Origin of the sequence: Pseudomonas sp. Pse79, from assembly GCF_024519615.1 — a bacterium.
GTDB classification, from domain to species: Bacteria; Pseudomonadota; Gammaproteobacteria; order Pseudomonadales; family Pseudomonadaceae; genus Aquipseudomonas; species Aquipseudomonas veronii.
On the sequence record NZ_JALJRR010000029.1, the window covers coordinates 1 to 25,388 of the forward strand.

The 25,388-nt window shown below is 60.9% G+C and carries 25 protein-coding genes; 17 read left to right on the forward strand and 8 right to left on the reverse strand.

Translation table 11 applies throughout. The features are described from left to right. Together NR164_RS26145 and NR164_RS26150 are read left to right on the forward strand one after the other, a co-directional pair. A partial coding sequence (locus tag NR164_RS26145) for a DUF2515 family protein (RefSeq protein WP_372340304.1) occupies positions 1-590 on the forward strand: 590 nt, incomplete at its 5' end. Further along, positions 587-1,198 (forward strand): hypothetical protein, encoded by a 612-nt coding sequence (locus tag NR164_RS26150; RefSeq protein ID WP_057005795.1) that lies wholly within the window; start codon positions 587-589, stop codon positions 1,196-1,198. The genes NR164_RS26145 and NR164_RS26150, both read left to right, overlap by 4 nt. Positions 1,199-1,553: 355 nt before the next feature. Here the strand turns inward: NR164_RS26150 and NR164_RS26155 are convergent, their stop codons facing one another. Further along, on the reverse strand, positions 1,554-2,264 hold the full coding sequence (locus NR164_RS26155; protein ID WP_017844685.1) for a tellurite resistance TerB family protein: 711 nt from the start codon (positions 2,262-2,264) through the stop codon (positions 1,554-1,556). A 168-nt stretch (positions 2,265-2,432) separates the two neighbouring features. Between NR164_RS26155 and NR164_RS26160 the strand changes: the two genes are divergently transcribed. The 8 genes from NR164_RS26160 (at position 2,433) to NR164_RS26195 (ending at position 12,526) form a co-directional block, all read left to right on the forward strand. Next, positions 2,433-3,344: a LysR family transcriptional regulator gene (locus tag NR164_RS26160; protein ID WP_017844684.1), complete on the forward strand. Its 912-nt coding sequence runs from the start codon at positions 2,433-2,435 to the stop codon at positions 3,342-3,344. 132 nt (positions 3,345-3,476) lie between these two features. Next, positions 3,477-4,934, forward strand: a complete 1,458-nt coding sequence (locus NR164_RS26165; protein WP_017844683.1) for a gamma-aminobutyraldehyde dehydrogenase — start codon at positions 3,477-3,479, stop codon at positions 4,932-4,934. A gap of 73 nt (positions 4,935-5,007) precedes the next feature. Continuing rightward, positions 5,008-6,159, forward strand: coding sequence for a putative ABC transporter substrate-binding protein YdcS (ydcS, locus tag NR164_RS26170; RefSeq protein WP_017844682.1), 1,152 nt, complete (start codon positions 5,008-5,010; stop codon positions 6,157-6,159). A gap of 120 nt (positions 6,160-6,279) precedes the next feature. Beyond that, entirely contained in the window at positions 6,280-7,314 is a 1,035-nt protein-coding gene (locus tag NR164_RS26175; protein ID WP_017844681.1) for an ABC transporter ATP-binding protein, read from the forward strand. Between the two features lies 1 nt (position 7,315). Then, positions 7,316-8,239 (forward strand): ABC transporter permease, encoded by a 924-nt coding sequence (locus tag NR164_RS26180; RefSeq protein WP_057005800.1) that lies wholly within the window; start codon positions 7,316-7,318, stop codon positions 8,237-8,239. Further along, positions 8,229-9,038: an ABC transporter permease gene (locus NR164_RS26185; protein WP_010563467.1), complete on the forward strand. Its 810-nt coding sequence runs from the start codon at positions 8,229-8,231 to the stop codon at positions 9,036-9,038. Before NR164_RS26180 ends, NR164_RS26185 begins: the two co-directional genes overlap by 11 nt. Positions 9,039-9,120: 82 nt before the next feature. Continuing rightward, positions 9,121-10,545: a gamma-aminobutyraldehyde dehydrogenase gene (locus NR164_RS26190; RefSeq protein WP_017844679.1), complete on the forward strand. Its 1,425-nt coding sequence runs from the start codon at positions 9,121-9,123 to the stop codon at positions 10,543-10,545. Positions 10,546-10,900: 355 nt separating this feature from the next. Further along, a complete protein-coding gene (locus tag NR164_RS26195) occupies positions 10,901-12,526 on the forward strand; it encodes a glucan biosynthesis protein D (protein WP_026139759.1) in 1,626 nt (541 codons plus the stop codon). Positions 12,527-12,585: 59 nt separating this feature from the next. On the opposite strand, the gene NR164_RS26200 is transcribed toward NR164_RS26195, so the two are convergent. The 3 genes from NR164_RS26200 to NR164_RS26210 form a co-directional block, all read right to left on the reverse strand. Further along, positions 12,586-12,771: a hypothetical protein gene (locus NR164_RS26200; RefSeq protein ID WP_017844677.1), complete on the reverse strand. Its 186-nt coding sequence runs from the start codon at positions 12,769-12,771 to the stop codon at positions 12,586-12,588. Between the two features lie 271 nt (positions 12,772-13,042). Beyond that, complete coding sequence (locus NR164_RS26205) at positions 13,043-14,149, reverse strand: NADH:flavin oxidoreductase/NADH oxidase (RefSeq protein WP_017844676.1); 1,107 nt, start codon at positions 14,147-14,149, stop codon at positions 13,043-13,045. 225 nt (positions 14,150-14,374) lie between these two features. Continuing rightward, complete coding sequence (locus NR164_RS26210) at positions 14,375-16,276, reverse strand: potassium transporter Kup (protein WP_046384501.1); 1,902 nt, start codon at positions 16,274-16,276, stop codon at positions 14,375-14,377. Positions 16,277-16,589: 313 nt separating this feature from the next. On the opposite strand from NR164_RS26210, the gene rimO reads away from it, so the two are divergent. The 5 genes from rimO (at position 16,590) to tsaA (ending at position 20,530) form a co-directional block, all read left to right on the forward strand. Further along, the gene (gene rimO, locus NR164_RS26215) at positions 16,590-17,930 is read left to right on the forward strand and encodes a 30S ribosomal protein S12 methylthiotransferase RimO (protein WP_046384502.1); all 1,341 of its coding nucleotides are present in this window, start codon (positions 16,590-16,592) and stop codon (positions 17,928-17,930) included. A 115-nt stretch (positions 17,931-18,045) separates the two neighbouring features. Beyond that, a complete protein-coding gene (locus tag NR164_RS26220) occupies positions 18,046-18,519 on the forward strand; it encodes a GNAT family N-acetyltransferase (RefSeq protein WP_256823477.1) in 474 nt (157 codons plus the stop codon). A 71-nt stretch (positions 18,520-18,590) separates the two neighbouring features. Further along, entirely contained in the window at positions 18,591-19,301 is a 711-nt protein-coding gene (locus tag NR164_RS26225; RefSeq protein WP_017844672.1) for an rRNA pseudouridine synthase, read from the forward strand. A gap of 68 nt (positions 19,302-19,369) precedes the next feature. Beyond that, a complete protein-coding gene (locus NR164_RS26230; RefSeq protein ID WP_017844671.1) occupies positions 19,370-19,831 on the forward strand; it encodes a DUF1456 family protein in 462 nt (153 codons plus the stop codon). Positions 19,832-19,834: 3 nt separating this feature from the next. Next, positions 19,835-20,530, forward strand: a complete 696-nt coding sequence (tsaA, locus tag NR164_RS26235) for a tRNA (N6-threonylcarbamoyladenosine(37)-N6)-methyltransferase TrmO (protein WP_177031376.1) — start codon at positions 19,835-19,837, stop codon at positions 20,528-20,530. Positions 20,531-20,647: 117 nt separating this feature from the next. Here tsaA and fpr read toward each other — a convergent pair whose 3' ends face one another. Next, positions 20,648-21,427: a ferredoxin-NADP reductase gene (gene fpr / locus NR164_RS26240; protein ID WP_017844669.1), complete on the reverse strand. Its 780-nt coding sequence runs from the start codon at positions 21,425-21,427 to the stop codon at positions 20,648-20,650. Positions 21,428-21,552: 125 nt separating this feature from the next. Here fpr and NR164_RS26245 point away from each other — a divergent pair, with 125 nt between their 5' ends. After that, positions 21,553-22,479, forward strand: a complete 927-nt coding sequence (locus NR164_RS26245) for a LysR family transcriptional regulator (RefSeq protein WP_046384505.1) — start codon at positions 21,553-21,555, stop codon at positions 22,477-22,479. Positions 22,480-22,482: 3 nt separating this feature from the next. Here NR164_RS26245 and NR164_RS26250 read toward each other — a convergent pair whose 3' ends face one another. The 3 genes from NR164_RS26250 to NR164_RS26260 all read right to left on the reverse strand — a co-directional run bounded on the left by NR164_RS26250 (position 22,483) and on the right by NR164_RS26260 (position 24,543). Then, positions 22,483-22,845, reverse strand: a complete 363-nt coding sequence (locus tag NR164_RS26250) for a diacylglycerol kinase (protein WP_017137081.1) — start codon at positions 22,843-22,845, stop codon at positions 22,483-22,485. A gap of 75 nt (positions 22,846-22,920) precedes the next feature. Beyond that, positions 22,921-23,571: a response regulator transcription factor ErdR gene (erdR, locus tag NR164_RS26255; RefSeq protein ID WP_017844666.1), complete on the reverse strand. Its 651-nt coding sequence runs from the start codon at positions 23,569-23,571 to the stop codon at positions 22,921-22,923. A 252-nt stretch (positions 23,572-23,823) separates the two neighbouring features. After that, on the reverse strand, positions 23,824-24,543 hold the full coding sequence (locus NR164_RS26260) for a tRNA-uridine aminocarboxypropyltransferase (RefSeq protein WP_026139758.1): 720 nt from the start codon (positions 24,541-24,543) through the stop codon (positions 23,824-23,826). A 198-nt stretch (positions 24,544-24,741) separates the two neighbouring features. Between NR164_RS26260 and NR164_RS26265 the strand changes: the two genes are divergently transcribed. Next, positions 24,742-25,182 (forward strand): PA3611 family quorum-sensing-regulated virulence factor, encoded by a 441-nt coding sequence (locus tag NR164_RS26265; RefSeq protein WP_046384507.1) that lies wholly within the window; start codon positions 24,742-24,744, stop codon positions 25,180-25,182. The last annotated feature ends 206 nt before the right edge of the window (positions 25,183-25,388 follow it).

Sequence of the window (25,388 nt, forward strand, 5' to 3'; positions counted from 1 at the left end):
AGATGATGGCGATGGGCAATACCACGCTGTTTTTGGATGTGTTTCCGTTGCATGCGTTTTATAAGGAGCGGGGATTGGGGTTGCTTGAGACCTGCCTGTCCTCGCGCCAGAACATTTTTGAGGATGGGCTGCAGCGGGTGTTGTGGCCGGTGGGGCAGGAAAATTTAAGGTTTGGGCTTGACCACGACTACATTCTGCAAGCCTTTCAGGCCATTGACGAAGGAAATATCGCCGAAAGTGTTAAGTATCTGGCTTGGCATGAACAGCAAAATATCCTTCAGCCAACCATGTATACCGACCAAAAATTAGTGGCTCTGCTACGTAGCAACCATCTTTCATACGTCACGGGCATACCGTCCGGAGCAGCACAGGCCATTGAGCTAACGCTGGCAAGCCAATGCCGCTCTGTTGATGACGGCAGGGTCATTGAGTTCAGCAACAACCCCATCGCCAACTTGGCCGATATCGATCAACGCATGACCTTTGTGCTCAAGGCCGCGGCGCAATTTGACAAGCTGTTAAATAGCGGTGAGCGGCATCGAATCGAACAAGCGCTGGATGATGTCGCTGCAGGTCGGGGCATGCGATGAACCGGCTCTCACAAGTAAACTGGCGACATGCCGCACTTGTATTGTTCGCTGCCGTACTACTGGTAGGAATGATACGTTTCTTCACCAGTACGCCAGAAATCGCACTGATGCTTGGGGAGCCTTGGGAAGACATGCGTCAGCGCTCCAGTGCAGCAATCGCCCCTGCTATTCCCGGAGAAATATGGGGGAGGCTACCAAAGTCCGACGCCCGTCTACGCTTCATAGACCCTCAATATGGATTCGTTACCCCGCCTGCCCGCTTCCTCGCGGTAAGTTTCGACAAGGAGCGCGTTGGTAGTATCCGCATGTCCCCCCAAATCGAACCGCTATTGCTCGATGACACCCTCAACGTCGTGCTGTATTTGCAAAAACAATGGAGCAATGCCGGCTGGCTGCCCATCCGAGTCGCCTCCAACCCTCCATTCGCCGACACACCTGAATGGCGTGCTCGATTGCGAAATGTGAACCGGGGTGGCAAGTCTTACTGGCGGGCAGAAAACAAATACCAAGTCATGTTGGTAGTTGGGCGCTTCAAGGACTATCGGCATCCCACAGAAGAGCGGTACCTCATTACACTGGAATTATCCAGACCGTGGGGGCTGCCATAAATAGATTTGTTAAATCGTTTCCACAGAACGTGAGAACGATCTTCATCGTGCGCAGGCATGCCTAGAGGGTGGCCTGAGGCACCCTTTCACAGAACCAACCTACAGCGTCCGACTACCAGGCTTTTCTCGCCGAGCCTAGCGTGCTGGTCCCTGCTAACAAAAGGACATCGCTGGCATGCGCCGCTATTTGATTACCCGAGGAGCCAAGACCACCGCTGGCGGGACCGTCGTCGGCGGTTTGACGGGCTTTCGCATCACCCAAGTGGACATCGCCCTTGAAGGTGAGGACCGGGGGTTGGGCTCACTTGAGACCTGCTTGCGGTCGCGCCAGAACATTTATGAGGAGGAACGATCCCTAAAGCGTCGCCTGGCGCACCTGTTTCTCCAATTCAACCTTCAAACCGGGCTCCAACTTGAGCTGCCGCGCCAGCTCATCCAGGTACGCCTTCTCCATAAAGTTCTCCTCATCCACCAGCATCACACTGGCGATGTACATCTCGGCGGCCATTTCCGGGGTGCCGGCGGCCCGCGCCACGTCGGCCGGGTCGAGGGGTTTGTTCAGCTCGCCGTGCAGCCAGCTTTGCAATTCACGGTCGTTATCCAGCTTGTTGAATTCACCTTCGATCAGCGCGCGCTCACGCTCATCCACATGCCCGTCGGCCTTGGCCGCCGCCACCAACGCCTTGAGGATGCCCTGGCTGTGTTGCTCGACCTGGGCTGGCGGCAGGCGGTCGATGGTCTGCGGCTCGCCTTGGGGCGCGCTGGCCTGTTGCGCCTGCCAGTTGCCATAGGCTTTGTAGGCGATCACGCCCAATGCCGCCAACCCGCCATAGGTCAGGGCCTTGCCGCCGAATTTGCGCGCCTTTTTATTGCCCAGCAGCAGGCCCATGGCCCCAGCGGCCAGGGCCCCGCCGCCAGCGCCGCCGAGCAAACTGCCGAGCCCGCCACTGCCGAGCAGGCCGCCGAGCGCGCCTTTGTCGTCGGATTTGCGCTGGCCGCCGGCCTTGTTCTGCAACATGTCCTGACCAGACTTGAGCAGTTGTTCGAGTAATCCACGGGTATTCATGCGTAGCCTCCAGACACCAGGGTTCATAAGACCAATAGACTCCCAGCGTAAAACTTAGCGCCAAAAAACCCCGATCTAGAGTGCTTCCAGATGTAACGCGGCTATCCTTCGGTTAAATCGATATACACTCGAGCAAATCGATAAAAACACCCCACTGGTAATTCCAGCATGATGACCTTGCGTCAGATCCGCCACTTCATCGCCGTGGCCGAGACCGGTTCGATCTCCGCCGCTGCGCAAACCGCGTTTATTTCGCAGTCGACCCTGACCCTGGCGATCCAGCAACTGGAGCAGGAAATCGGCGTCAACCTGTTCAACCGCCACGCCAAGGGCATGACCCTGACCCACCAGGGCCATCAGTTCCTGCGCCAGGCGCACTTGATCCTGGCCACCGTCGACAACGCCAAGCGCAGCCTGCAGCAGAGCACCGACCAGGTGGCCGGGCAATTGATCGTCGGCGTGACCAGCCTGGTGGCCGGTTATTACCTGGCCGACCTGCTCACCCGCTTCCAACGCGCCTACCCCAATGTGGAAATCCGCGTGATGGAGGATGAGCGCCCGTACATCGAGCATTTGCTGGTCAGCGGCGAGATCGATGTGGGCGTGTTGATCCTCTCCAACCTCGAAGACCGCCACGCCCTGCAGACCGAAGTACTCACCCATTCGCCCCACCGCCTGTGGCTGCCGGCGCAACATCCGCTGCTGGAGCACGACAGCATCAACCTGGCCGATGTGGCGCGTGAGCCGTTGATTCAGCTGAACGTCGACGAAATGGGCCACAACGCTCAACGCATGTGGGCCTCTGCCTGCCTGCAACCACACGTCACTTTGCGCACCGCCTCCACCGAAGCCGTGCGCAGCCTGGTGGCCGCCGGCCTGGGCGTGTCGATCCAGCCGGACATGACCTACCGCCCCTGGTCCCTGGAGGGCGACATTATCGAAGCGCGCCCCATCGCCGACCTCAGCCAGACCCTCGACGTCGGCCTCGCCTGGCGCCGTGGCACCGCGCGCCCGGCGCTGGTCGACCCGTTCCTGACCGTGGCGCGGGAACAGCCGCACCCACGCAAGCCATCTATTTAATCGAATGCTGCATTCAGTATTTAGTATTTGTTGACCTCGCGCCTGACCTCTAGTCTCTGTGCATCCATAAGAGAAAGTCGGGCGCCTTGTAAGAGAACGCCCATGGCCACACAAGAAAAGAGATCGCGAAAAATGTCCGCTGCGCCCACCCCGCTGCTCACTGCGTTGCTGATCGACGGCGAACTGGTCCAGGGCCAGGGCTTTGTCGAACCGATTCTCAACCCAGCCACGGGCGAAGTGCTGACTCAGATCGCCGAAGCCAGCATCGAACAGGTCGAAGCCGCGATCCTCGCCGCCCACCGCGCATTTGCCGGCTGGTCCCGCACCACGCCGCAGCAACGTTCGAACATTCTGCTGGGCATCGCCGATGCCATCGAGCACCAAGCCGACTACCTGGCCCGCCTCGAATCCCTGAACTGCGGCAAACCGTTGCACCTGGCCCGCCAGGATGACTTGAGCGCCACCGTCGATGTGTTCCGCTTCTTTGCCGGCGCCGTGCGCTGCCAGACCGGCCAGCTCAGCGGCGAATACCTGCCGGGCTACACCAGCATGGTGCGGCGTGACCCGATTGGCGTGGTGGCCTCGATTGCGCCGTGGAATTACCCGCTGATGATGGCCGCGTGGAAGATCGCCCCCGCCCTGGCCGCCGGTAATACCCTGGTGTTCAAGCCGTCGGAACACACGCCGCTGTCGATCCTCGCCCTAGCTCCAGCGCTCAACCAGTTGTTGCCGCGCGGGGTGATCAACATTGTGTGCGGCGGCGGCGAAGGCGTCGGCAGCCATCTGGTCAGCCACCCGAAGGTGCGGATGGTGTCGTTGACCGGCGATATCGTCACCGGACAAAAGATCCTGCAAGCCGCGTCGAAAACCCTTAAACGCACGCACCTGGAACTGGGCGGCAAGGCGCCAGTGATTGTGTGCAACGACGCCGACCTGCAAGCCGTGGTCGAAGGCGTGCGCGCCTACGGTTACTACAACGCCGGCCAGGACTGCACCGCCGCGTGCCGCATCTACGCCCAGGCGGGGATTCACGACAAATTGGTCGCCGACCTGGGCGCGGCGGTCAGCAGCCTGCGCTTTGCCGGCAAGCGCGATGCCGACAACGAACTCGGCCCGCTGATCAGCACGCGCCAGCGCGACCGCGTCGCCAGCTTTGTCGAACGCGCCCTCGGCCAGCCGCATATCGAACGCGTCACCGGCGCCGCCGTGCATTCCGGCGCGGGCTTCTTTTATCAGCCGACCTTGCTCGCCGGCTGTAAACAAAGTGATGAAATCGTCCAGCGCGAAGTGTTCGGCCCGGTGGTCACCGTGACCCGCTTCGACGAACTGGAACAAGCGGTGGACTGGGCCAACGACTCCGAATACGGCCTGGCCTCGTCGGTGTGGACACAGAACCTGGACAAGGCCATGCAGGTCGCGGCGCGCCTGCAATACGGCTGCACCTGGATCAACAGCCATTTCATGCTGGTCAGCGAAATGCCCCACGGCGGCTTGAAGCGCTCCGGGTATGGCAAAGATCTGTCCAGCGATTCGCTACAGGACTACAGCGTGGTGCGGCACATCATGGCTCGCCACGGCCAGCACCTTTAAAACAACAACTAAGCTCAAGCGTCACCGGCTGCAAAAAACTGCCCCGACCATAATTAAAGAAGAGGGATTCCCCATGTCCGCGCATAAGACCGCACTGCTCAGTGCCCTGACCACCGCGCTGCTGGCCAGCGCCAGCCTGCAGGCCGCCGAACCGCTCAAAGCGGTAGGCGCCGGCGAAGGCCAGCTGGATATCGTCGCCTGGCCCGGCTATATCGAACGGGGCGAAAGCGACAAGGCTTACGACTGGGTCACAGGTTTCGAGAAGGAAACCGGCTGCAAGGTCAATGTGAAAACCGCCGCTACCTCTGACGAAATGGTCAGCTTGATGGCCAAGGGCGGTTACGACCTGGTCACCGCGTCAGGCGATGCGTCGCTGCGGTTGATCGTCGGCAAGCGGGTGCAGCCGATCAATACCGCGTTGATTCCCAACTGGAAGACTATCGACCCGCGCCTGAAAGACGCGCCGTGGTACGTGGTCGGCCAGCAAACCTACGGTACTCCGTACCAGTGGGGGCCGAACGTGCTGATGTACAACACCAACGTGTTCAAGACCGCGCCCACCAGTTGGAATGTGCTGTTCGAGGCGCAGAACCTGCCGGACGGCAAGCCGAACAAAGGCCGCGTGCAAGCCTACGACGGCCCGATCTACATCGCCGATGCGGCGCTGTACCTCAAGTCGACCAAGCCGGAGCTGGGCATCCAGAGCCCCTACGAGCTGACCGAAACCCAGTACAAAGCCGTGCTCGACCTGTTGCGCGCACAGCAACCGTTGATCCACCGCTACTGGCACGACACCACCGTGCAGATGAGTGACTTCAAGAACGAAGGCGTGGTCGCCTCCAGCGCCTGGCCGTATCAGGTCAACGGCCTGATCAACGAGAAGCAGCCGATTGCCTCGACCATTCCCAAGGAAGGCGCCACCGGCTGGGCCGACACCACCATGCTGCACAGCGAGGCCAAGCACCCGAACTGCGCCTACAAATGGATGGACTGGTCGCTGCAGCCGAAGGTCCAGGGCGATGTCGCCGCCTGGTTCGGCTCCCTGCCGGCGGTGCCGGCGGCCTGCACCGGTAGCGAATTGCTCGGCGCCGAGGGCTGCAAGACCAACGGCTTCGACCAGTTCGACAAGATCGCCTTCTGGAAAACCCCGCAGGCTGAGGGCGGCAAGTTCGTGCCGTACAGTCGCTGGACCCAGGATTACATTGCGATCATGGGCGGGCGCTAATCCCCCCTGTGGGAGGGGGCTTGCTCCCTCCCACATTGAGCACATTCACCGATGTTCTGTTTTTTCAGAAGTCCAGGCCGGGCCGCTGCGACGACCCGCGCCTTTTGGGAGCACCGCACCATGACGCTTGCAGTCCAATTCACCCACGTTTCCCGTCAGTTCGGCGAAGTGAAAGCCGTTGACCGGGTTTCCATCGATATCCAGGACGGCGAGTTCTTTTCCATGCTCGGCCCTTCCGGCTCGGGCAAGACCACCTGCCTGCGCCTGATCGCCGGGTTCGAGCAACCGAGCGCAGGCTCGATCCGGATTCATGGCGAGGAAGCCGCCGGCTTGCCGCCGTATCAGCGTGACGTCAACACGGTATTCCAGGATTACGCGCTGTTCCCCCACATGAATGTGCGCGACAACGTGGCCTACGGCCTGAAAGTCAAAGGCGTGGGCAAGACCGAACGCCTCGACCGCGCCGAAGAAGCCCTGACCATGGTCGCCCTCGGCGGCTACGGCGAGCGCAAGCCGGTGCAGCTCTCCGGCGGCCAGCGCCAACGGGTCGCCCTGGCCCGCGCGCTAGTCAATCGCCCGCGCGTGTTGCTGCTGGATGAACCGCTGGGTGCCCTCGACCTCAAGCTGCGCGAACAGATGCAAAGCGAGCTGAAAAAGCTGCAACGCCAGCTCGGCATCACGTTTATCTTCGTGACCCACGACCAGACCGAAGCGCTGTCGATGTCCGACCGCGTGGCCGTGTTCAACAAGGGCCGCATCGAACAGGTCGACACCCCGCGCAACCTCTATATGAAACCGGCCACCGCGTTCGTCGCCGAATTCGTCGGCACCTCCAATGTGATTCGCGGCGATTTGGCCCAGCGCCTCAGCGGCAGCCCGCAGCCGTTCTCGATCCGCCCGGAGCACGTGCGCTTTGCCGAAGGCCCGCTGGCGGCCGACGAAGTGGAAATCAGCGGCCTGTTGCATGACATCCAGTACCAGGGCAGCGCCACCCGCTACGAACTGAAACTGGCGAACGGCCAGGCGTTGAACATCAGCCAGGCGAATAACCAGTGGCTGGACATCAGCAACGGCTATCAGGTCGGCCAGCCCATCACTGCACGCTGGGCGCGGGCCGCCATGACCACCCTGACCGACCACGCAGGCGAGGTGTGACATGAGCCTGACCCAAGCGCCGATGCGCAGGTTTTCCAACCTGCTGTATCGCAGACCCAACCTCTACCTGGCAATGCTGCTGATACCGCCGCTGATCTGGTTCGGCGCGATCTACCTGGGCTCGTTGCTGACCTTGCTGTGGCAAGGCTTCTACACGTTCGATGACTTCACCATGGCGGTCACGCCGGACCTGACCCTGGCCAACTTTGCCGCACTGTTCCAGCCGTCGAACTTCGACATCATCCTGCGCACCCTGAGCATGGCGATTGTGGTGTCGCTCGCCAGCGCCATCGTCGCCTTCCCCATCGCCTATTACATGGCGCGCTACACCACGGGCAAGACCAAGGCGTTCTTCTATATCGCGGTGATGATGCCGATGTGGGCCAGCTATATCGTCAAGGCATATGCCTGGACCCTGCTGCTGGCCAAGGGCGGCGTGGCGCAATGGTTTGTGCAGCACCTGGGGCTGGAGCCGCTGTTGCAGTTCGTGCTGGGAATCCCCGGCGTGGGCGGCAGCACCTTGAGCACCTCGCACCTGGGGCGGTTCATGGTGTTCGTCTACATCTGGCTGCCGTTCATGATCCTGCCGATCCAGGCGTCGCTGGAGCGTTTGCCGCCGTCGTTGCTGCAAGCCTCGGCGGACCTGGGCGCCAAGCCGCGCCAGACCTTCATGCAGGTGATCCTGCCGCTGTCGGTGCCGGGGATTGCCGCCGGTTCGATCTTTACGTTTTCGCTGACCCTGGGCGACTTCATCGTGCCGCAGCTGGTCGGGCCGCCGGGTTACTTCGTCGGCGGCATGGTGTACGCCCAGCAAGGTGCCATCGGCAACATGCCCATGGCCGCGGCGTTCACCCTGGTGCCGATCGTACTGATCGCGGTTTACCTGTCCATCGTCAAACGTCTGGGGGCCTTCGATGCACTCTGAGAAATCATCCATCGGCTTGAAGATCGCGGCCTGGGGCGGCTTGGTGTTTCTGCACTTCCCGATCCTGATCATCTTCCTTTACGCCTTCAACACCGAAGAGGCGGCATTCAGCTTTCCACCCCAGGGCTTCACCCTGAGGTGGTTCAGCGTGGCGTTCGCCCGCCCGGACGTGCTCGAAGCGATCAAGCTGTCGCTGCAGATCGCGGCGATCGCTACCCTGATCGCCATGGTCCTCGGTACCCTCGCTTCAGCCGCGCTGTATCGCCGCGAGTTCTTCGGCAAGCAAGGCGTGTCGCTGATGCTGATCCTGCCGATCGCGCTGCCGGGGATCATCACCGGTATCGCCCTGCTGGCGACGTTCAAGACGCTGGGCATCGAGCCGGGGATGTTCACCATCATCGTCGGCCACGCGACCTTCTGCGTGGTGATCGTCTACAACAACGTCATCGCCCGCTTGCGCCGCACCTCCCACAGCCTGATCGAAGCCTCGATGGACCTGGGCGCCGACGGCTGGCAGACCTTCCGCTACATCATCATGCCCAACCTCGGCTCGGCGCTGCTGGCCGGCGGCATGCTGGCGTTTGCGCTGTCATTCGACGAAATCATCGTCACCACCTTCACCGCCGGGCATGAGCGCACCTTGCCGCTGTGGCTGCTCAACCAGTTGAGTCGCCCACGGGATGTGCCGGTGACCAACGTGGTGGCGATGCTGGTGATGATCGTGACGATGTTCCCGATTCTGGGTGCCTATTACCTGACCCGCGGCGGTGAAAGCGTGGCAGGCAGTGGCGGTAAATAATGTGGGTATTGGAGAAGTGCCCCCCCACACTCAGAGCCGGTTTCTTCAGGGCAATAACAACAGTTTTTTGGAGGAGTGAACCATGCAAACCAAACTCTTGATCAACGGCCAACTGGTCAAAGGCGAAGGCCCGGCGCAGGCCGTATTCAACCCGGCGTTGGGCCGTGTGCTGGTGGAAATCAACGAAGCCAGCGAAGCCCAGGTCGACGCCGCCGTGCGGGCCGCCGATGCAGCGTTTGAAAGCTGGTCACAGACCACGCCCAAGGATCGCTCGCTGTTGCTGCTGAAACTGGCGGACGTGATCGAAGCCCACGGCGAAGAACTGGCCAAGCTGGAATCGGACAACTGCGGCAAACCCTACAGCGCCGCACTGAACGACGAGATCCCGGCGATTGCCGACGTGTTCCGCTTTTTTGCCGGTGCCAGCCGCTGCATGAGCGGCTCGGCCGGCGGTGAATACCTGCCGGGCCACACCTCGATGATCCGCCGCGATCCGGTGGGCGTGATCGCCTCCATCGCCCCGTGGAACTACCCGCTGATGATGGTCGCCTGGAAAATCGCCCCAGCCCTGGCCGCCGGTAATACCGTGGTGCTCAAGCCGTCGGAACAAACCCCGCTGACCGCGTTGCGTATGGTCGAACTGGCGTCGGAGATCTTCCCGGCCGGCGTGCTCAACCTGGTCTTCGGCCGTGGGCCCACCGTGGGCAGCCCGTTGGTGAACCACCCGAAAGTACGCATGGTGTCGCTGACCGGCTCCATCGCCACGGGCGCCAACATCATTTCCAACACCGCCGACCGCGTGAAGCGCATGCACATGGAACTGGGCGGCAAGGCGCCGGTGATCATCTTCAACGACGCGGACATCGACGCGGCGGTGGAAGGCATCCGCACCTTCGGTTTCTACAACGCCGGCCAGGATTGCACCGCGGCGTGCCGTATCTATGCCCAAGCGGAAATCTATGACGCGTTCGTCGAGAAGCTCGGCGCGGCAGTCGCCAGTATCAAGTACGGCTTGCAGGATGACCCGACCACCGAGCTGGGCCCGCTGATCACCGCGCAACACCGCGACCGCGTGGCCGGTTTCGTCGAACGTGCCGTGGCGCAGCCGCATATCCGTCTGGTGACTGGTGGCAAGGCGGTGGAAGGCAATGGCTTCTTCTTTGAGCCGACGGTTTTGGCCGATGCGCAGCAGGACGACGAAATCGTGCGCCGCGAGGTGTTCGGGCCGGTGGTGTCGGTGACCAAGTTCGCCGATGAGGCACAGGTGCTGGGCTGGGCCAACGATTCGGACTACGGTCTGGCGTCATCCGTATGGACCGCCGACGTGGGACGCGCCCATCGCTTGGCTGCGCGCTTGCAATATGGCTGCACCTGGGTGAACACCCACTTCATGCTCGTCAGCGAAATGCCTCACGGCGGTCAGAAACTGTCGGGGTATGGCAAGGACATGTCCATGTACGGGCTGGAGGACTACACCACCGTGCGCCATGTGATGTTCAAGCACTGAAGCTCGCCCTGATACCTTGACTGTAGGAGCAAGCTTGCTCGCGAAGAACGCCAACGATAATGCGGGGCATCCGATTAAACGCGGTGTCCAGGCGCCTGTCGCGAGCAAGCCCCCGCCCACATTGGATCTTCATAATTCCTGGGTAATGTGCTCACTCAAAGCCCGGAAATGTCTTGTCTCATTTGCCAAGCCATCATCCCGCCATCAATCATTTTTCCTACGCCATCGAACCGCTTAAGCTATGCGGCGTCTGTTTAATGTCCGTTGCGTTTGGCCGAAGGCATGTCCGAACCGTTATCTTTGATCCAGCACGCGCCAGGGCCGGCGCGGGATTTGCTCACGACAGGTTGTCTCTATGCACCGCAGGAATTTGCTTAAAGCGTCCATGGCCATTGCGGCTTACACCGGTTTATCGGCCAGCGGCCTGTTGGCTGCGCAAGCCTGGGCCGGGAACCGCGCCGCCGACGGCAAGGCCGTGGCGTTCGATTTCGAAACGCTGAAGACCCAGGCCAGGCAACTCGCCGGGACCGCGTATAAAGACACCAAACAGGTGCTGCCGCCCACCCTGGCGACCATGACCCCGCAAAATTTCAACGCCATCGGCTACGACGGCAAACACTCGCTGTGGAAGGAAGTGAACGGCCAGTTGGACGTGCAGTTTTTCCACGTCGGCATGGGCTTCAAGACGCCCGTTCGCATGCACGCCGTCGACCCCACGACCCGCGAGGCCCGCGAAGTGCATTTCCGCCCTTCGCTGTTCAACTATGAAAAAACCACGGTCGACACCCAACAACTGACCGGCGACCTGGGTTTCTCCGGCTTCAAGCTGTTCAAAGCGCCGGAACTGGATCGCCATGACGTGCTGTCGTTTCTCGGCGCCAGTTACTTCCGCGCGGTGGATTCCACGGGGCAATATGGCCTTTCCGCACGCGGCCTGGCGATCGATACCTACGCGAAAAAGCGCGAGGAATTCCCCGACTTCACGCAGTTCTGGTTCGAAACCCCGGATAAAAATGCCACGCGCTTTGTGGTCTACGCCCTGCTCGACTCGCCGAGCGCCACCGGCGCCTACCGTTTCGATATCGACTGCCAGGCCAACCAGGTGGTCATGGCAATCGACGCCCATATCAATGCGCGCACCGCCATCGAACAACTGGGCATCGCGCCGATGACCAGCATGTTCAGTTGCGGCACCCACGAGCGGCGCATGTGCGACACCATCCACCCGCAGATCCACGACTCGGACCGCCTGGCAATGTGGCGCGGCAACGGCGAGTGGATCTGCCGCCCGCTGAACAACCCGGCCAAGCTGCAATTCAATGCGTTCGCCGACACCGACCCGAAAGGCTTCGGCCTGGTGCAGACCGACCATGAATTCGCCAGCTACCAGGACACCGTCGACTGGTATAGCAAGCGCCCAAGCCTGTGGGTCGAACCGACCACCGCGTGGGGCGAAGGCTCGATCGACCTGCTGGAGATCCCGACCACCGGCGAGACCCTGGACAATATCGTGGCCTTCTGGACCCCGAAAAAACCGGTGGCCGCCGGTGATTCACTCAACTATGGCTACAAGTTGTACTGGAGCGCCCTGCCACCAGTGAGCACGCCGTTGGCGCAAGTCGACGCCACGCGTTCAGGCATGGGCGGCTTCACCGAAGGCTGGGCACCGGGCGAACATTACCCGCCAGTCTGGGCGCGGCGGTTTGCCGTGGACTTCAAGGGCGGCGGCCTGGATCGCCTGGCAGCCGGCACCGGGATCGAGCCGGTGGTGACCTGTTCCCACGGCGAGGTGAAAGACTTCAGCGTGCTGGTGCTCGACAGCATCAAGGGCTATCGCATCCTCTTCGACTGGTACCCGACCAGCGACAGCGTGGAGCCAGTGGAACTGCGCCTGTTTATCCGCACGCAGGACCGCACCTTGAGTGAAACCTGGTTGTATCAGTACTTCCCGCCGGCACCGGAGCAGCGTAAATACACCTGACACCGTGACCGACCATGTGAGCGCGGGCTTGCCCGCCCCCACATGGGGTCACAGCCCGCTCAGAACCGCGACACACTCTTCATCGCCCCAATCAAATAGCGCATCGCCACCTGATCGTTCTCGGTCAGGGCGCGATACTGTGCGAGCAATTCAGCTTCATCGGAACTCAACCTTCGGGCACGCAAGGACACCCTGCGGGTCAGAAAAGACGCCACCACACCCGCTACACCATAGGACTTGGCCATGGACTGTTTCTCCTGATATCGATCAAAAACTCCGTGTGCCCATTACCCGCCTGCCGTGAAGCGCAATGCCTCGGTAGACAAACCGACTGGCTCCCTGGGCCAGAAATCAGGCGTACTCTAAGCGTAGAAACAATCTCATGACGTGTGGGATTTTTTTAGAGTATTCACTTAAATAATTGGGTCAGGAATAAATACCTACAGCCCTATCCCACAGCTCCTGGCAAAAAAAACCCACCGGATAAGGGTGGGTTTTGTTGGAACCTAAGAAGGCTCAATCCCTGAGATCAGACTCATGAATCGGCTGCTCCCGATGGGTCGCCCGCTGGTACTGGGCCGGCCAGGTCGCCTTGCGCCCGCCCAGGTCATCGTCGGCATGCAATGGCCAATACGGGTCACGCAACAGCTCGCGGGCGAGGAAGATGATGTCGGCCTGGCAGGTGCGCAGGATGTGTTCGGCCTGGGCCGGCTCGGTAATCATGCCCACGGTGCCGGTAGCGATGCCCGACTCTTTGCGCACACGCTCGGCAAACCGCGTCTGGTAGCCGGGGCCGATGGGGATCTCGGCGTTGGCGGCGGTGCCGCCGGAGGACACGTCGATCAGGTCGACCCCCAAAGCTTTCAGGCGACGTGCCAGTTCCACGGTTTCATCAGGGTTCCAGCCGTCCTCCACCCAATCGGTGGCTGACACCCGCACAAACAGCGGCAGGTCTTGCGGCCAGACTTCGCGCACCGCTTCGGTGACTTGCAGCACCAGGCGGATACGGTTTTCAAAGGTGCCGCCGTACTGGTCCTGACGCTGATTGCTGATGGGCGAGAGGAATTGATGCAGCAGGTAACCGTGAGCGGCGTGGATCTCCACCACTTTGAAACCGGCGGTCAACGCGCGCTTGGCGGCGGCGACGAAGTCGGCGATCACTTGCTCGATCTGCGCCTCGTCCAGCGACCTGGGCTGCGTGTGGTTCGGGTCAAAGGCAATCGGCGAGGGCCCCACCGGCACCCAGCCGCCGTCTTGCGGCTTGAGGCTGCCGTGTTTGCCGATCCACGGCCGATGGGTGCTGGCCTTGCGCCCGGCGTGAGCCAGTTGAATCCCGGCCACGGCGCCCTGGGCAGTGATAAAGCGCGTGATGCGTTGCAGCGGGGCGATCTGTGCGTCGTTCCACAGGCCCAGGTCTTCGGCGGTGATACGGCCCTCGGCGGTCACGGCGGTGGCTTCGGTGAAAATCAGCCCCGCCCCGCCGACAGCGCGGCTGCCGAGGTGGACCAGGTGCCAGTCGTTGGCCAGGCCATCGACGCTGGAGTACTGGCACATCGGCGACACGGCAATGCGATTGAGCAGGGTCAATTGGCGCAGGGTATACGGTTCGAGCAACTGACTCATGGCGCACCTCTTCTTGGCTTTTTGGGCACTTCTGTAGGAGCGCGCTTGCTCGCGAAAGCCTCATGGGTGCCGCGTTTATCCAGGATCGACGCGTTACCGTTAAGGTTTTTCGCGGGCAAGCCCGCTCCTACACAACAGTGCTTAGAGCCTAGTCGACAACGGGGGATTGCACAGGGTTCAGAAGACAAAGCGGGAGCCGATTGCCGGCTCCCGTCCAACAACCGCTTACATTTCGACCTGGGTACCCAGCTCGATCACCCGGTTGACCGGGAGTTTGAAGAACCGCAGGTTGCCGTTGGCGTTCTTCAACATGAACGCGAACAAGCCTTCGCGCCAACGGGCCATGCCTTTGATGCGCGAGGCGATGACCGTTTCGCGGCTGAGGAAGTACGTAGTACGCATCGGGCTGAAATCCAGATCATCCAGGTGGCACAGCTTCAGCGCTTCGGGCACGTCCGGCTCGTCGGTGAAACCGAAGTGCAGGATCACGCGGAAGAACCCTTCACCGTAGGCATCCACCTCGAAGCGCCGTGCGGCGGGGACGCGGGGAATGTCTTCGTAGACCACCGTCAGCAACACCACTTGCTCGTGCAACACCTGGTTATGCAGCAGGTTATGCAACAGCGCATGGGGCACCGCGTCGGGCCGCGCGGTGAGGAACACCGCGGTGCCCTGCACGCGATGGGGCGGCTGCACGCGGATACTGCTGATAAAGATCGGCAGCGGCAGGCCGCCTTCGTCGAGGCGGTCCATCAGCAGTTCCTTGCCGCGTTTCCACGTCGTCATCAGGATAAACAGCACAATCCCCGCCAATACCGGGAATGCACCGCCCTGGACGATTTTCGGCACGTTGGCGGCGAAGAACAGCCCGTCGACCAACAGGAAACCGATCAGCACCGGAATCGCCAACACCGGTGGCCATTTCCACAGCAACAGCATCACTGCCGACACCAGGATGCTGGTGATCAGCATGGTGCCGGTCACCGCCACGCCGTAGGCCGAAGCCAGTGCGTTGGACGACTCGAAGCCCAGCACCAGCAGGATCACGCCGACCATCAGCGACCAATTCACCGCGCCGATATAGATCTGGCCCTGTTCGGCGCTGGACGTATGCTGAATGTGCATGCGCGGGATGTAACCCAGTTGGATCGCCTGACGGGTCAGGGAGAACGCGCCGGAAATCACCGCCTGGGACGCAATCACCGTGGCCAGGGTAGACAACACCACCAACGGAATCAGCGCCCAGCTCGGTGCGAGCAGGTAGAACGGGTTACGCGCCGCTTCGGGGTTTTCCAGCAGCAACGCACCTTGGCCGAAATAGTTGAGCACCAGCGCCGGCAGCACCAGGGCGAACCAGGCACGGGCAATGGGTTTGCGCCCGAAGTGGCCCATGTCGGCGTACAGCGCTTCGGCACCGGTCAATGCCAGCACCACGGCGCCGAGAATCGCCACACCCATGCCAGGGTGGACCATGAAGAAACGCACACCCCACACCGGGTTCAATGCGTTGAGCACTTCCGGATGCTGGCTGATGCCATGCACGCCCAGGCCCGCCAGCACCAGGAACCACAACACCATGACCGGCCCGAACAGCTTGCCGATACGGTCGGTGCCATGTTTCTGGATCAGGAACAGCCCCACCAGCACCACCAGCGACAGCGGCACGACCCAGCGTTCAAGCCCTTCGAAGGCCAGTTCCAGGCCTTCTACCGCCGAGAGCACCGAGATTGCCGGGGTGATCATGCTGTCGCCGTAAAACAGCGCAGCGCCGATCAACCCGAGAATCACCAGCACCGAACGCAGCTTCGGATACGGCGACGCCGCTCGCCGCGCCAACGCAGTGAGGGCCATGATCCCGCCCTCGCCCTGGTTGTCGGCGCGCAGGATGAACAACACGTACTTGATCGAAACGACCCAGATCAGCGACCAGAAGATCAGCGCCAGGATCCCGAAGACTCCGTCCTGGTTGACCTGAACCCCATACCCTCCACCGAACACCTCTTTAAGGGTATAGAGCGGGCTGGTCCCGATATCGCCATAAACCACCCCGACCGCTGCCACCAGCATGCCAATCGGCTTGGCATTGGAATGCTCGGCACCCGCTGCCTGACTACTTGCCTGACCCATCAACCACTCCTGCCCTATGACCTGAGGTCTCTTATAAACAACGCATCTAAGCTGACCTTAGCATGCGCTGTTTTACTTCTCGTAACAGACGTTTTGTTGACCCAAGGATTTCACCCGTTCGCAACGGCGCGAAGCATAGCGCAGCACTCGTCGTATTTCCCTGCATAAAGCTGGTCAAGTGCGTTGCCCGTCGCTAGAATTGCGCACTTTTTGATCAGAGGCACAAAAGCATGCTCTTTTACGAGCGCGCTAAGTGCCCGTCTACCGCCTTGTCGTGCCCGACTGGCGGCGTCATTCAATACCGAGGTTAGACATGTCCACCACCATCGCAAAAGCCAACCCCAAGGTCGGCTTTGTTTCCCTGGGCTGCCCGAAGGCTCTGGTCGACTCCGAACGCATCCTGACGCAACTGCGCATGGAAGGTTATGACGTCGTGTCCACTTACCAGGACGCGGACGTGGTGGTGGTCAACACCTGTGGCTTCATCGACTCGGCCAAGGCGGAATCCCTGGAAGTGATCGGCGAGGCCATCAAGGAAAACGGCAAGGTCATCGTCACCGGCTGCATGGGCGTGGAAGAAGGCAATATCCGCAACGTACACCCGAGCGTGCTGGCCGTGACCGGTCCGCAGCAGTACGAGCAGGTGGTCAACGCCGTGCATCAAGTGGTGCCGCCGCGCCAGGACCACAACCCGCTGATCGACCTGGTGCCGCCGCAAGGCATCAAGCTGACCCCGCGCCACTACGCGTACCTGAAGATTTCCGAAGGCTGCAACCACAGTTGCAGCTTCTGCATCATCCCGTCGATGCGCGGCAAGCTGGTCAGCCGCCCGGTGGGCGATGTGCTGGACGAAGCCCAGCGCCTGGTCAAATCCGGCGTTAAAGAACTGCTGGTGATCTCCCAGGACACCAGCGCCTACGGCGTCGACGTGAAATACCGCACCGGTTTCTGGAACGGTGCGCCGGTGAAAACCCGCATGACCGAGCTGTGCGAAGCCCTCAGCAGCCTGGGCGTGTGGGTGCGCCTGCATTACGTGTACCCGTACCCGCACGTGGACGAGCTGATCCCGTTGATGGCCGCCGGCAAGATCCTGCCGTACCTGGACATCCCGTTCCAGCACGCCAGCCCGAAAGTGCTCAAGGCCATGAAACGCCCGGCCTTCGAAGACAAGACCCTGGCGCGCATCAAGAACTGGCGCGAGATCTGCCCGGAACTGATCATCCGTTCGACCTTCATCGTCGGCTTCCCGGGCGAAACCGAAGAAGACTTCCAGTACCTGCTCGACTGGCTGACCGAAGCCCAACTGGACCGCGTCGGCTGCTTCCAGTACTCGCCGGTCGAAGGCGCCCCGGCCAACCTGCTGGACCTGGCCGTAGTACCGGATGACGTCAAGCAAGACCGTTGGGAGCGCTTCATGGCGCACCAGCAGGCGATCAGCTCGGCGCGCCTGCAACTGCGCATCGGCAAGGAAATCGAAGTGCTGATCGACGAAGTCGACGAGCAAGGCGCCGTAGGCCGCTGCTTCTTCGACGCGCCGGAAATCGACGGTAACGTATTTATCGACGATGCCAGCGGTTTGAAACCCGGCGACAAGGTCTGGTGTACGGTGACCGATGCCGACGAATACGACCTGTGGGCCGAAAAGCGCGACTGATCGCATCAGGCGCGGATAAAAAAGTGAAAAAGCCCTGCTTCTGGACAAGATGCGGGGCTTTTTTAGGTCTATCGTTTTGCCCATCGACACCGAACATCCACAAAGGGCAGCGGGCATGCGTCAGCATTCGGTTATCCACACCCCTAAAACCAGCGACTACGCCGAGTTGGCGCGGATCTGGGAGGCGTCGGTGCGCGCCACCCATGACTTTCTGCCGGACAGCTACATCACGCTGCTGAAAAACCTGGTGCTGACCCGCTACCTCGATGCGGTGATGCTGATCTGCACCAAGGACACGCGCCAGCGCATCACCGGGTTCGCCGGGGTGGCCGCGGGCAAGGTCGAGATGCTGTTCATCGACCCGCAGCACCGTGGCCAGGGCCTCGGCCGGCAATTGCTGCGTTACGCGCTCGAGCGCATGAACGCCGATGAGCTGGACGTCAACGAACAGAACCCGCAGGCGCTGGGCTTTTACTTCAAGCAAGGCTTTGAAGTCATCGGCCGCACGGAGCATGATGGCCTGGGGCAGCCTTATCCGCTGCTGCACATGCGTTTGCGCCAGGTGCAGCAAGAGGCGCGTCAGGGCTAAATGAAATGGGGCCGGGATTAACCGCGCCCACACAGGTACAATAGCGGCCCCCTTTTGCTACGGCCCTTGTCATGACTGACCCCATACGCCTCTCCAAACGCCTTATCGAACTGGTCGGTTGCTCCCGTCGGGAGGCTGAGCTGTTTATCGAAGGCGGCTGGGTCTCGGTGGACGGTGAAGTGATCGACGAGCCACAGTTCAAGGTCACCACCCAGAAGGTCGAACTGGACCCCGAGGCCAAGGCCACCGCGCCAGAGCCTGTGACCATCCTGCTGCACGCGCCGGTGGGCGTGGATGCCGAGACGGCAATGGCGTCGATCAGCGCCGAAACGCTGTCGGAAGAACACCGCTTCAGCAAGCGCCCGCTCAAGGGCCACTTCCTGCGCCTGACCGCCAGCGCTGACCTGCAAGCCAAGGCCAGCGGCCTGCTGGTGTTCACCCAGGATTGGAAGATTCTGCGCAAACTGACCGCCGATGCCGCCAAGATCGAGCAGGAATACGTGGTGGAGGTCGAAGGTGACATGGTTGCTCACGGCCTGAACCGCCTCAACCATGGCCTGACCTACAAAGGCAAAGAGCTGCCGCCGGTGAAAGCCAGCTGGCAGAACGAAAACCGCCTGCGCTTTGCGATGAAAAACCCGCAACCGGGGGTGATCGCCTTGTTCTGCGAAGCTGTCGGCTTGAAAGTCATCGCCATCCGTCGTATCCGCATCGGTGGCGTGTCCATCGGCAAGGTGCCGGTCGGCCAATGGCGTTACCTGTCCGGCAAAGAGAAGTTCTGAGCCACTCCCCCTTTTTCGACACCGCCTGCGTGGGCGGTGTCCACCGTTGAAAACCAGGATTGCCCACCATGATTCACAACGACGTACTGCGCAGCGTGCGCTACATGCTCGACATCAGCGACAACAAGATGGTCGAGCTGATCAAACTCGGCGGCATGGACGTGACCAAGGAAGACCTGCTGACTTACCTCAAGAAAGACGAGGAAGAAGGCTTTGTGTTCTGCCCGGACGAGGTCATGGCGCACTTCCTTGACGGCCTGGTGATTTTCAAGCGCGGCAAGGACGACAGCCGTCCGCCGCAACCGATCGAAACCCCGGTGACCAACAACATCATCCTCAAGAAGCTGCGCGTGGCCTTCGAACTGAAGGAAGACGACATGCACGCCATCCTCAAGGCTGCCGAGTTCCCGGTGTCCAAGCCTGAGCTGAGCGCGCTGTTCCGCAAGTTCGGCCACACCAATTACCGCACCTGCGGCGACCAGTTGCTGCGCAACTTCCTCAAGGGCCTGACCCTGCGGGTTCGCGCGTAAGCCATGAGTTACCAGGTCTCGCCCGTCGGCTTCGTGCGCTCCTGCTTCAAGGAGAAGTTCGCCATCCCGCGCCAACCGCAACTGGCGCCTGCCGCCCGCGGCGTGCTGGAGCTGGTCGCGCCGTTCGACCACGGCGAGGCGGTGCAGGGCCTGGAGCAGGTCAGCCATGTGTGGCTGCTGTTTCTGTTCCACCAGGCCCTGGAAGACAAACCCCGTCTGAAAGTGCGCCCGCCCCGTCTGGGCGGAAACAAGTCCATGGGCGTGTTTGCCACCCGTGCGACCCATCGGCCCAACGGAATTGGCCAGTCGGTGGTGAAGCTGGACAAGGTCGAACCGGGCCGGTTGTGGATCTCCGGGATCGATCTGCTCGATGGCACGCCGGTGCTGGATATCAAGCCGTATGTGCCGTATGCCGACATTGTCGACAACGCCACCAACGGCATCGCCAATGGCACGCCGCCACTGATTCCCGTGCAGTGGCTGAAGACGGCTCTGCACCAGGCGCAAGGCCACGCTCAGCGCCTTGCTGAACCGCTGGTGGCGTTGATCGAACAGTGTTTGGCACAAGACCCGCGGCCGGCCTATCAGACGCCCGGGCCCGAGCGGGAATATGGCGCGCAGTTCTGGGACGTGGATGTGCGCTGGCACTATCCCGAGACGGGCGTCATCTGTGTGCTGGAAGTGATTGCAGCTAAATAAACCAAAAACCAATGTGGGAGGGCGCTTGCTCCCGATAGCGGCGGGTCAGTCACCGGATGCATTGACTGACACTCAGCAATCGGGAGCAAGCTCCCTCCCACATTTTTTTGACCTCGTTTACTTCTCGACGAAGGCGCGTTCGATCAGATAGTCACCCGGCTCACGCATGCGTGGCGAAACTTTCAGGCCGAAGCTGTTCAACACTTCGCTGGTCTCGTCCAACATGCTTGGGCTGCCGCACAGCATGGCGCGGTCGTCCTGGGGGTTGATCGGTGGCAGGCCGATATCGCGGAACAGCTTGCCACTGCGCATCAGATCGGTCAGACGGCCTTGGTTTTCGAACGGTTCGCGGGTCACGGTGGGGTAGTAGATCAACTTTTCACGCAGGGCTTCGCCGAAGAATTCATTCTGCGGCAGGTGCTTGGTGATGAATTCGCGGTAGGCGACTTCGTTGACGTAACGCACGCCGTGGCACAGGATCACTTTTTCGAAACGCTCGTAGGTTTCCGGGTCCTGGATCACGCTCATAAATGGCGCAAGGCCGGTACCGGTGCTGAGCAGGTACAGGTGTTTACCCGGCTTCAAATCGTCAAGCACCAGGGTGCCTGTCGGTTTTTTGCTGATGATGATCTCGTCGCCTTCCTTCAGATGCTGCAACTGGGAGGTCAGCGGGCCATCAGGCACCTTGATGCTGAAGAACTCCAGATGCTCTTCCCAGTTCGGGCTGGCAATCGAATAAGCGCGCATGAGCGGGCGGCCGTTGGGTTGTTGCAGGCCGATCATCACGAACTGACCGTTCTCGAAGCGCAAGCCCGGATCGCGGGTGCACTTGAAGCTGAACAGAGTGTCGTTCCAGTGATGAACACTGAGGACACGCTCGTGGTTCATGTTGCTCATGTACGGGGGACTCCTGGAGATGGGTCTGCGCCAAAATGATAAGTGCGCAATTGCACAGCATTCTAATGGCGGCGACAATATCTGTTAACTGGATTATTAAGATAAGGGTTATCGGTTATATCGATATGCGATTTACTCTCCGTCAGCTGCAAGTCTTCGTCGCCGTCGCCCAGCAGGAAAGCGTCTCACGCGCTGCTGGCCTTCTGGCCTTATCTCAATCCGCCGCCAGCACCTCAATCACCGAGCTGGAGCGTCAATCCAGCTGTCAGTTGTTCGACCGGGCGGGTAAACGCCTGAGCCTCAACGCCCTCGGCCGTCAGTTGTTGCCCCAGGCGGTAGCCCTGCTGGACCAGGCCAAGGAGATCGAAGACCTGCTCAACGGCAAGTCTGGCTTCGGTTCACTGGCCGTCGGCGCCACGCTGACCATCGGCAATTACCTGGCCACGCTGCTGATCGGCAGCTTCATGCAGCAGCACCCCGAGAGCCAGGTGAAGCTGCACGTGCAGAACACTGCACATATCGTGCACCAGGTTGCGCATTATGAAATTGACTTGGGTCTAATCGAAGGCGACTGCAGCCACCCGGATATCGAAGTGCAGACCTGGGTGGAAGATGAGCTGGTGGTATTTTGCGCGCCTCAGCATCACCTGGCCCAGCGCGGTGTCGCCAGCATGGAAGAATTGACCCACGAAGCGTGGATCCTGCGCGAACAGGGCTCGGGCACGCGCCTGACCTTTGATCAGGCCATGCGCCATCATCGCAGCGCGCTGAACATTCGCCTCGAGCTGGAACACACCGAAGCGATCAAGCGTGCGGTGGAGTCGGGGCTGGGGATTGGCTGCATTTCCCGGCTGGCGCTGCGCGATGCTTTCCGCCGCGGCAGCCTGGTACCGGTAGAAACCCCGGACCTGGACCTGGCCCGGCAGTTCTACTTCATCTGGCACAAGCAAAAGTACCAAACCTCGGCGATGCGCGAGTTTCTCGAGCTGTGCCGCGCCTTCACCGCCGGGGTTCAGCGCAGCGACGAAATCGTGCTGCCGAACATTGCCTGAGGCTTAGATCAGGATCACGGCCCACACCAGGGTGATCATGGTCAGTGCCACGAATTGCGCGGCGCTGCCCATGTCCTTGGCGTTTTTCGACAGTGGGTGACGGTCCAGGGAAATGCGGTCGATGGCCGCTTCCACGGCCGAGTTGAGCAACTCGACGATCAACGCAAGCAGGCACACCGCAATCAACAGCGCCCGTTCGACGCGGCTGACATGCAGGAAAAAACTCAGCGGGATCAGGATGACGTTCAGCAACACCAACTGACGGAAGGCCGCCTCACCGGTGAAGGCTGCGCGCAGGCCATCCAGGGAATAGCCCCCTGCGTTGAAGATACGTTTGATACCGGTTTGACCCTTGAAAGGCGACATAGATGTAGGCAACTGAACCAAAGAAGTGGGAAAACTAGATCACGCGAAGTCAAAAAAGCGTGAATCGACAATAGCTTAATGCTGCGAAATTGACTCAAGTTGTTGCAAGAGCAACGCCGCCTGGGTTCGCGTTCGCACCCCCAGCTTGCGAAAGATCGCGGTGACATGGGCCTTGATGGTCGCTTCCGACACGCTCAACTCGTAAGCGATCTGCTTGTTCAACAAGCCTTCGCAGACCATGGTGAGCACCCGGAACTGCTGGGGCGTCAAGCTGGCCAGGCCATCGCGGGCAGCCTTCGCTTCGTCGGACACGTTGATCTCTTCAAACGCTTGCGGCGGCCAGGACACATCGCCCTCCAGCACCGCGCGCACGGCTTTCTGGATCTCTTCCATGGAGCTCGACTTGGGAATGAAACCGCTGGCGCCAAACTCCTTGGAGCGCACCACTACATCGGCTTCTTCCTGAGCCGAGACCATCACCACGGGAATCTGCGGGTATTGCCCGCGCAACAGCACCAGCCCCGAAAACCCATAGGCGCCAGGCATGTTCAGGTCGAGCAGCACCAGGTCCCAGTCGGATTTTTCGGTGAGGCGGGTTTCCAGCTCGGCAATGCTGGCCACTTCAACCAGACGGACATCGGGGCCCAAGCCCAGCGTTACTGCCTGATGCAGCGCACTGCGAAACAGCGGGTGGTCATCAGCTATCAGGATTTCGTATGTGGCCATTGATTAAATGATCCTGTTTTTTATGGCAGCCCTGATGGGTTCAGGGTTCGCCAATACACAAGGTAACGGCCAGGCAGCCATCACCACAGGGCATGCTCAACGTCAAAAGCACCTGAAACGACGTTGGAAATTCACGGTTGCGCCCTGATCGGCGCCCAGCATGCCCAGCGTAGCCTGGGTGGTCAAGCACTACGCCAATGGGCAGTTTAGCGGTTGTCGGATTTACGGTGCCATCATGCAAACGTCGTCTGGTTATACCGCCGGGATGTAGGGCGCTAGACGAGTATGGACGATATCCGTCGAGTCCAGCGGTAACTGGAACTTGGCGGCCAGATAATGGGTGCTGAACACGTCGAGGTAAGCGTCCAGCACTTCGCTGGCCGCGCCGTCGTCGGCCAGCTCCAGGCACAGCGCGGCGACTTCGGCGGTACAGAAATGATCATCCCGCTTGGAACGACGCAGTTTGTAGCGCGACAGCTGCTCGGGGGCCAGGCTGAGGACCGGCAAATGCTCCAAATAGGGACTTTTGCGGAACATCTTGCGCGCTTCGCTCCACGTGCCGTCCAGCAGGATAAACAGCGGGCGCTTGCCCTCCCCCACCTTGACCTCACTGACAACCCGTTCCGGCGCGACGAATTCGCCGGGGAACACGATGTAGGGCTGCCACTGCGGATCAGCCAGCAAAGTGAGCAGCCCGGGGTCGACCTCGGTGCGTGACCAGGCAAACGCGCTGGTGTCGTCAATCACATCGGCGATCAGCCAGCCGGTGTTGCTGGGCTTCATCGGTTCGACGTCGTGCATCAACAGGCACATCGCAGACCGGGCCTGGACCTTGGGCCGCCAGGCACACAAGCAATACGCGGGGATCACCCGGCAGCCGGGGCAGCGCTCGGCACGCGAACCCCGATTGACGAAAGGCCTGATGGCGCGCGCCAGGCGCTGGGTACGCAGACGAGAGACGGCGTGGCTCATCGGATGCGCCGCACGGAAAGGAAAATCGACACTGGGGGAACTCGAGGAAGGCTTAAGTGGCCGCAGTTTACCAGAGCCACACGCACTTCCCAGCAATACGCCTGGCTGTACCGGCCAGGGCTCACCTATAATTGCGCGCCACTGAACGCACAGCCCAGTGGCTGGTCTATGCACCAGTAACCGAATCAGGAGAGTTTCATGCTGCGTTCCATGCTGCGTCTTGTCGCCCCATCCGTCGCCCTCGCGCTGGTCTTGCCTGTTGGCGCCCAGGCGGCCTCGCTGCTGGAGGCCCAAATGAACAAGAAGCTGCAAAGCGTCGCGGCTGAAAGCAACAAAGACCTGCCCCGGGAAATCGATGAAAAAACCCTGGAAGTGGCCTACACCGTTGAAGGCATGCAGTTGATCGATCACCTCAGCGTGCTGCCCGATCGTGCCGAACAGATGCGTGCCAACCCCAAGGCGGTGTATTTCCAGCTCGGACAAAGCGTGTGCCTGAACCACGGCTACCGCGAGCTGATGGCCAAGGGCGCGGTGATGCGCTACGAGATCACCGAAAACAAGACCAACCGCCCGGTGGCTTCGGTGAAATTCGTCGAAGCAGACTGCCCGGCACCGACTGCGGCGAAGAAGAAAAAGTAACTCGCGCATGCCCCCCGCGCGCTGCTGTCCAGTGGCGCGCAATTCCCTCGTTTGTGTTTGCCGCCGAACGCTGCACGCTGTGACGTGAGACCAATAAGCGGTTGCCAGCCAAGGGTTTTTCGGCCCATGATCGTCTCATTCCCACAACCCGCTCAGCCCAGTTCCCATGCTGTTCTGTAACATTTTCAGGGCAAAACAGAGTTGTC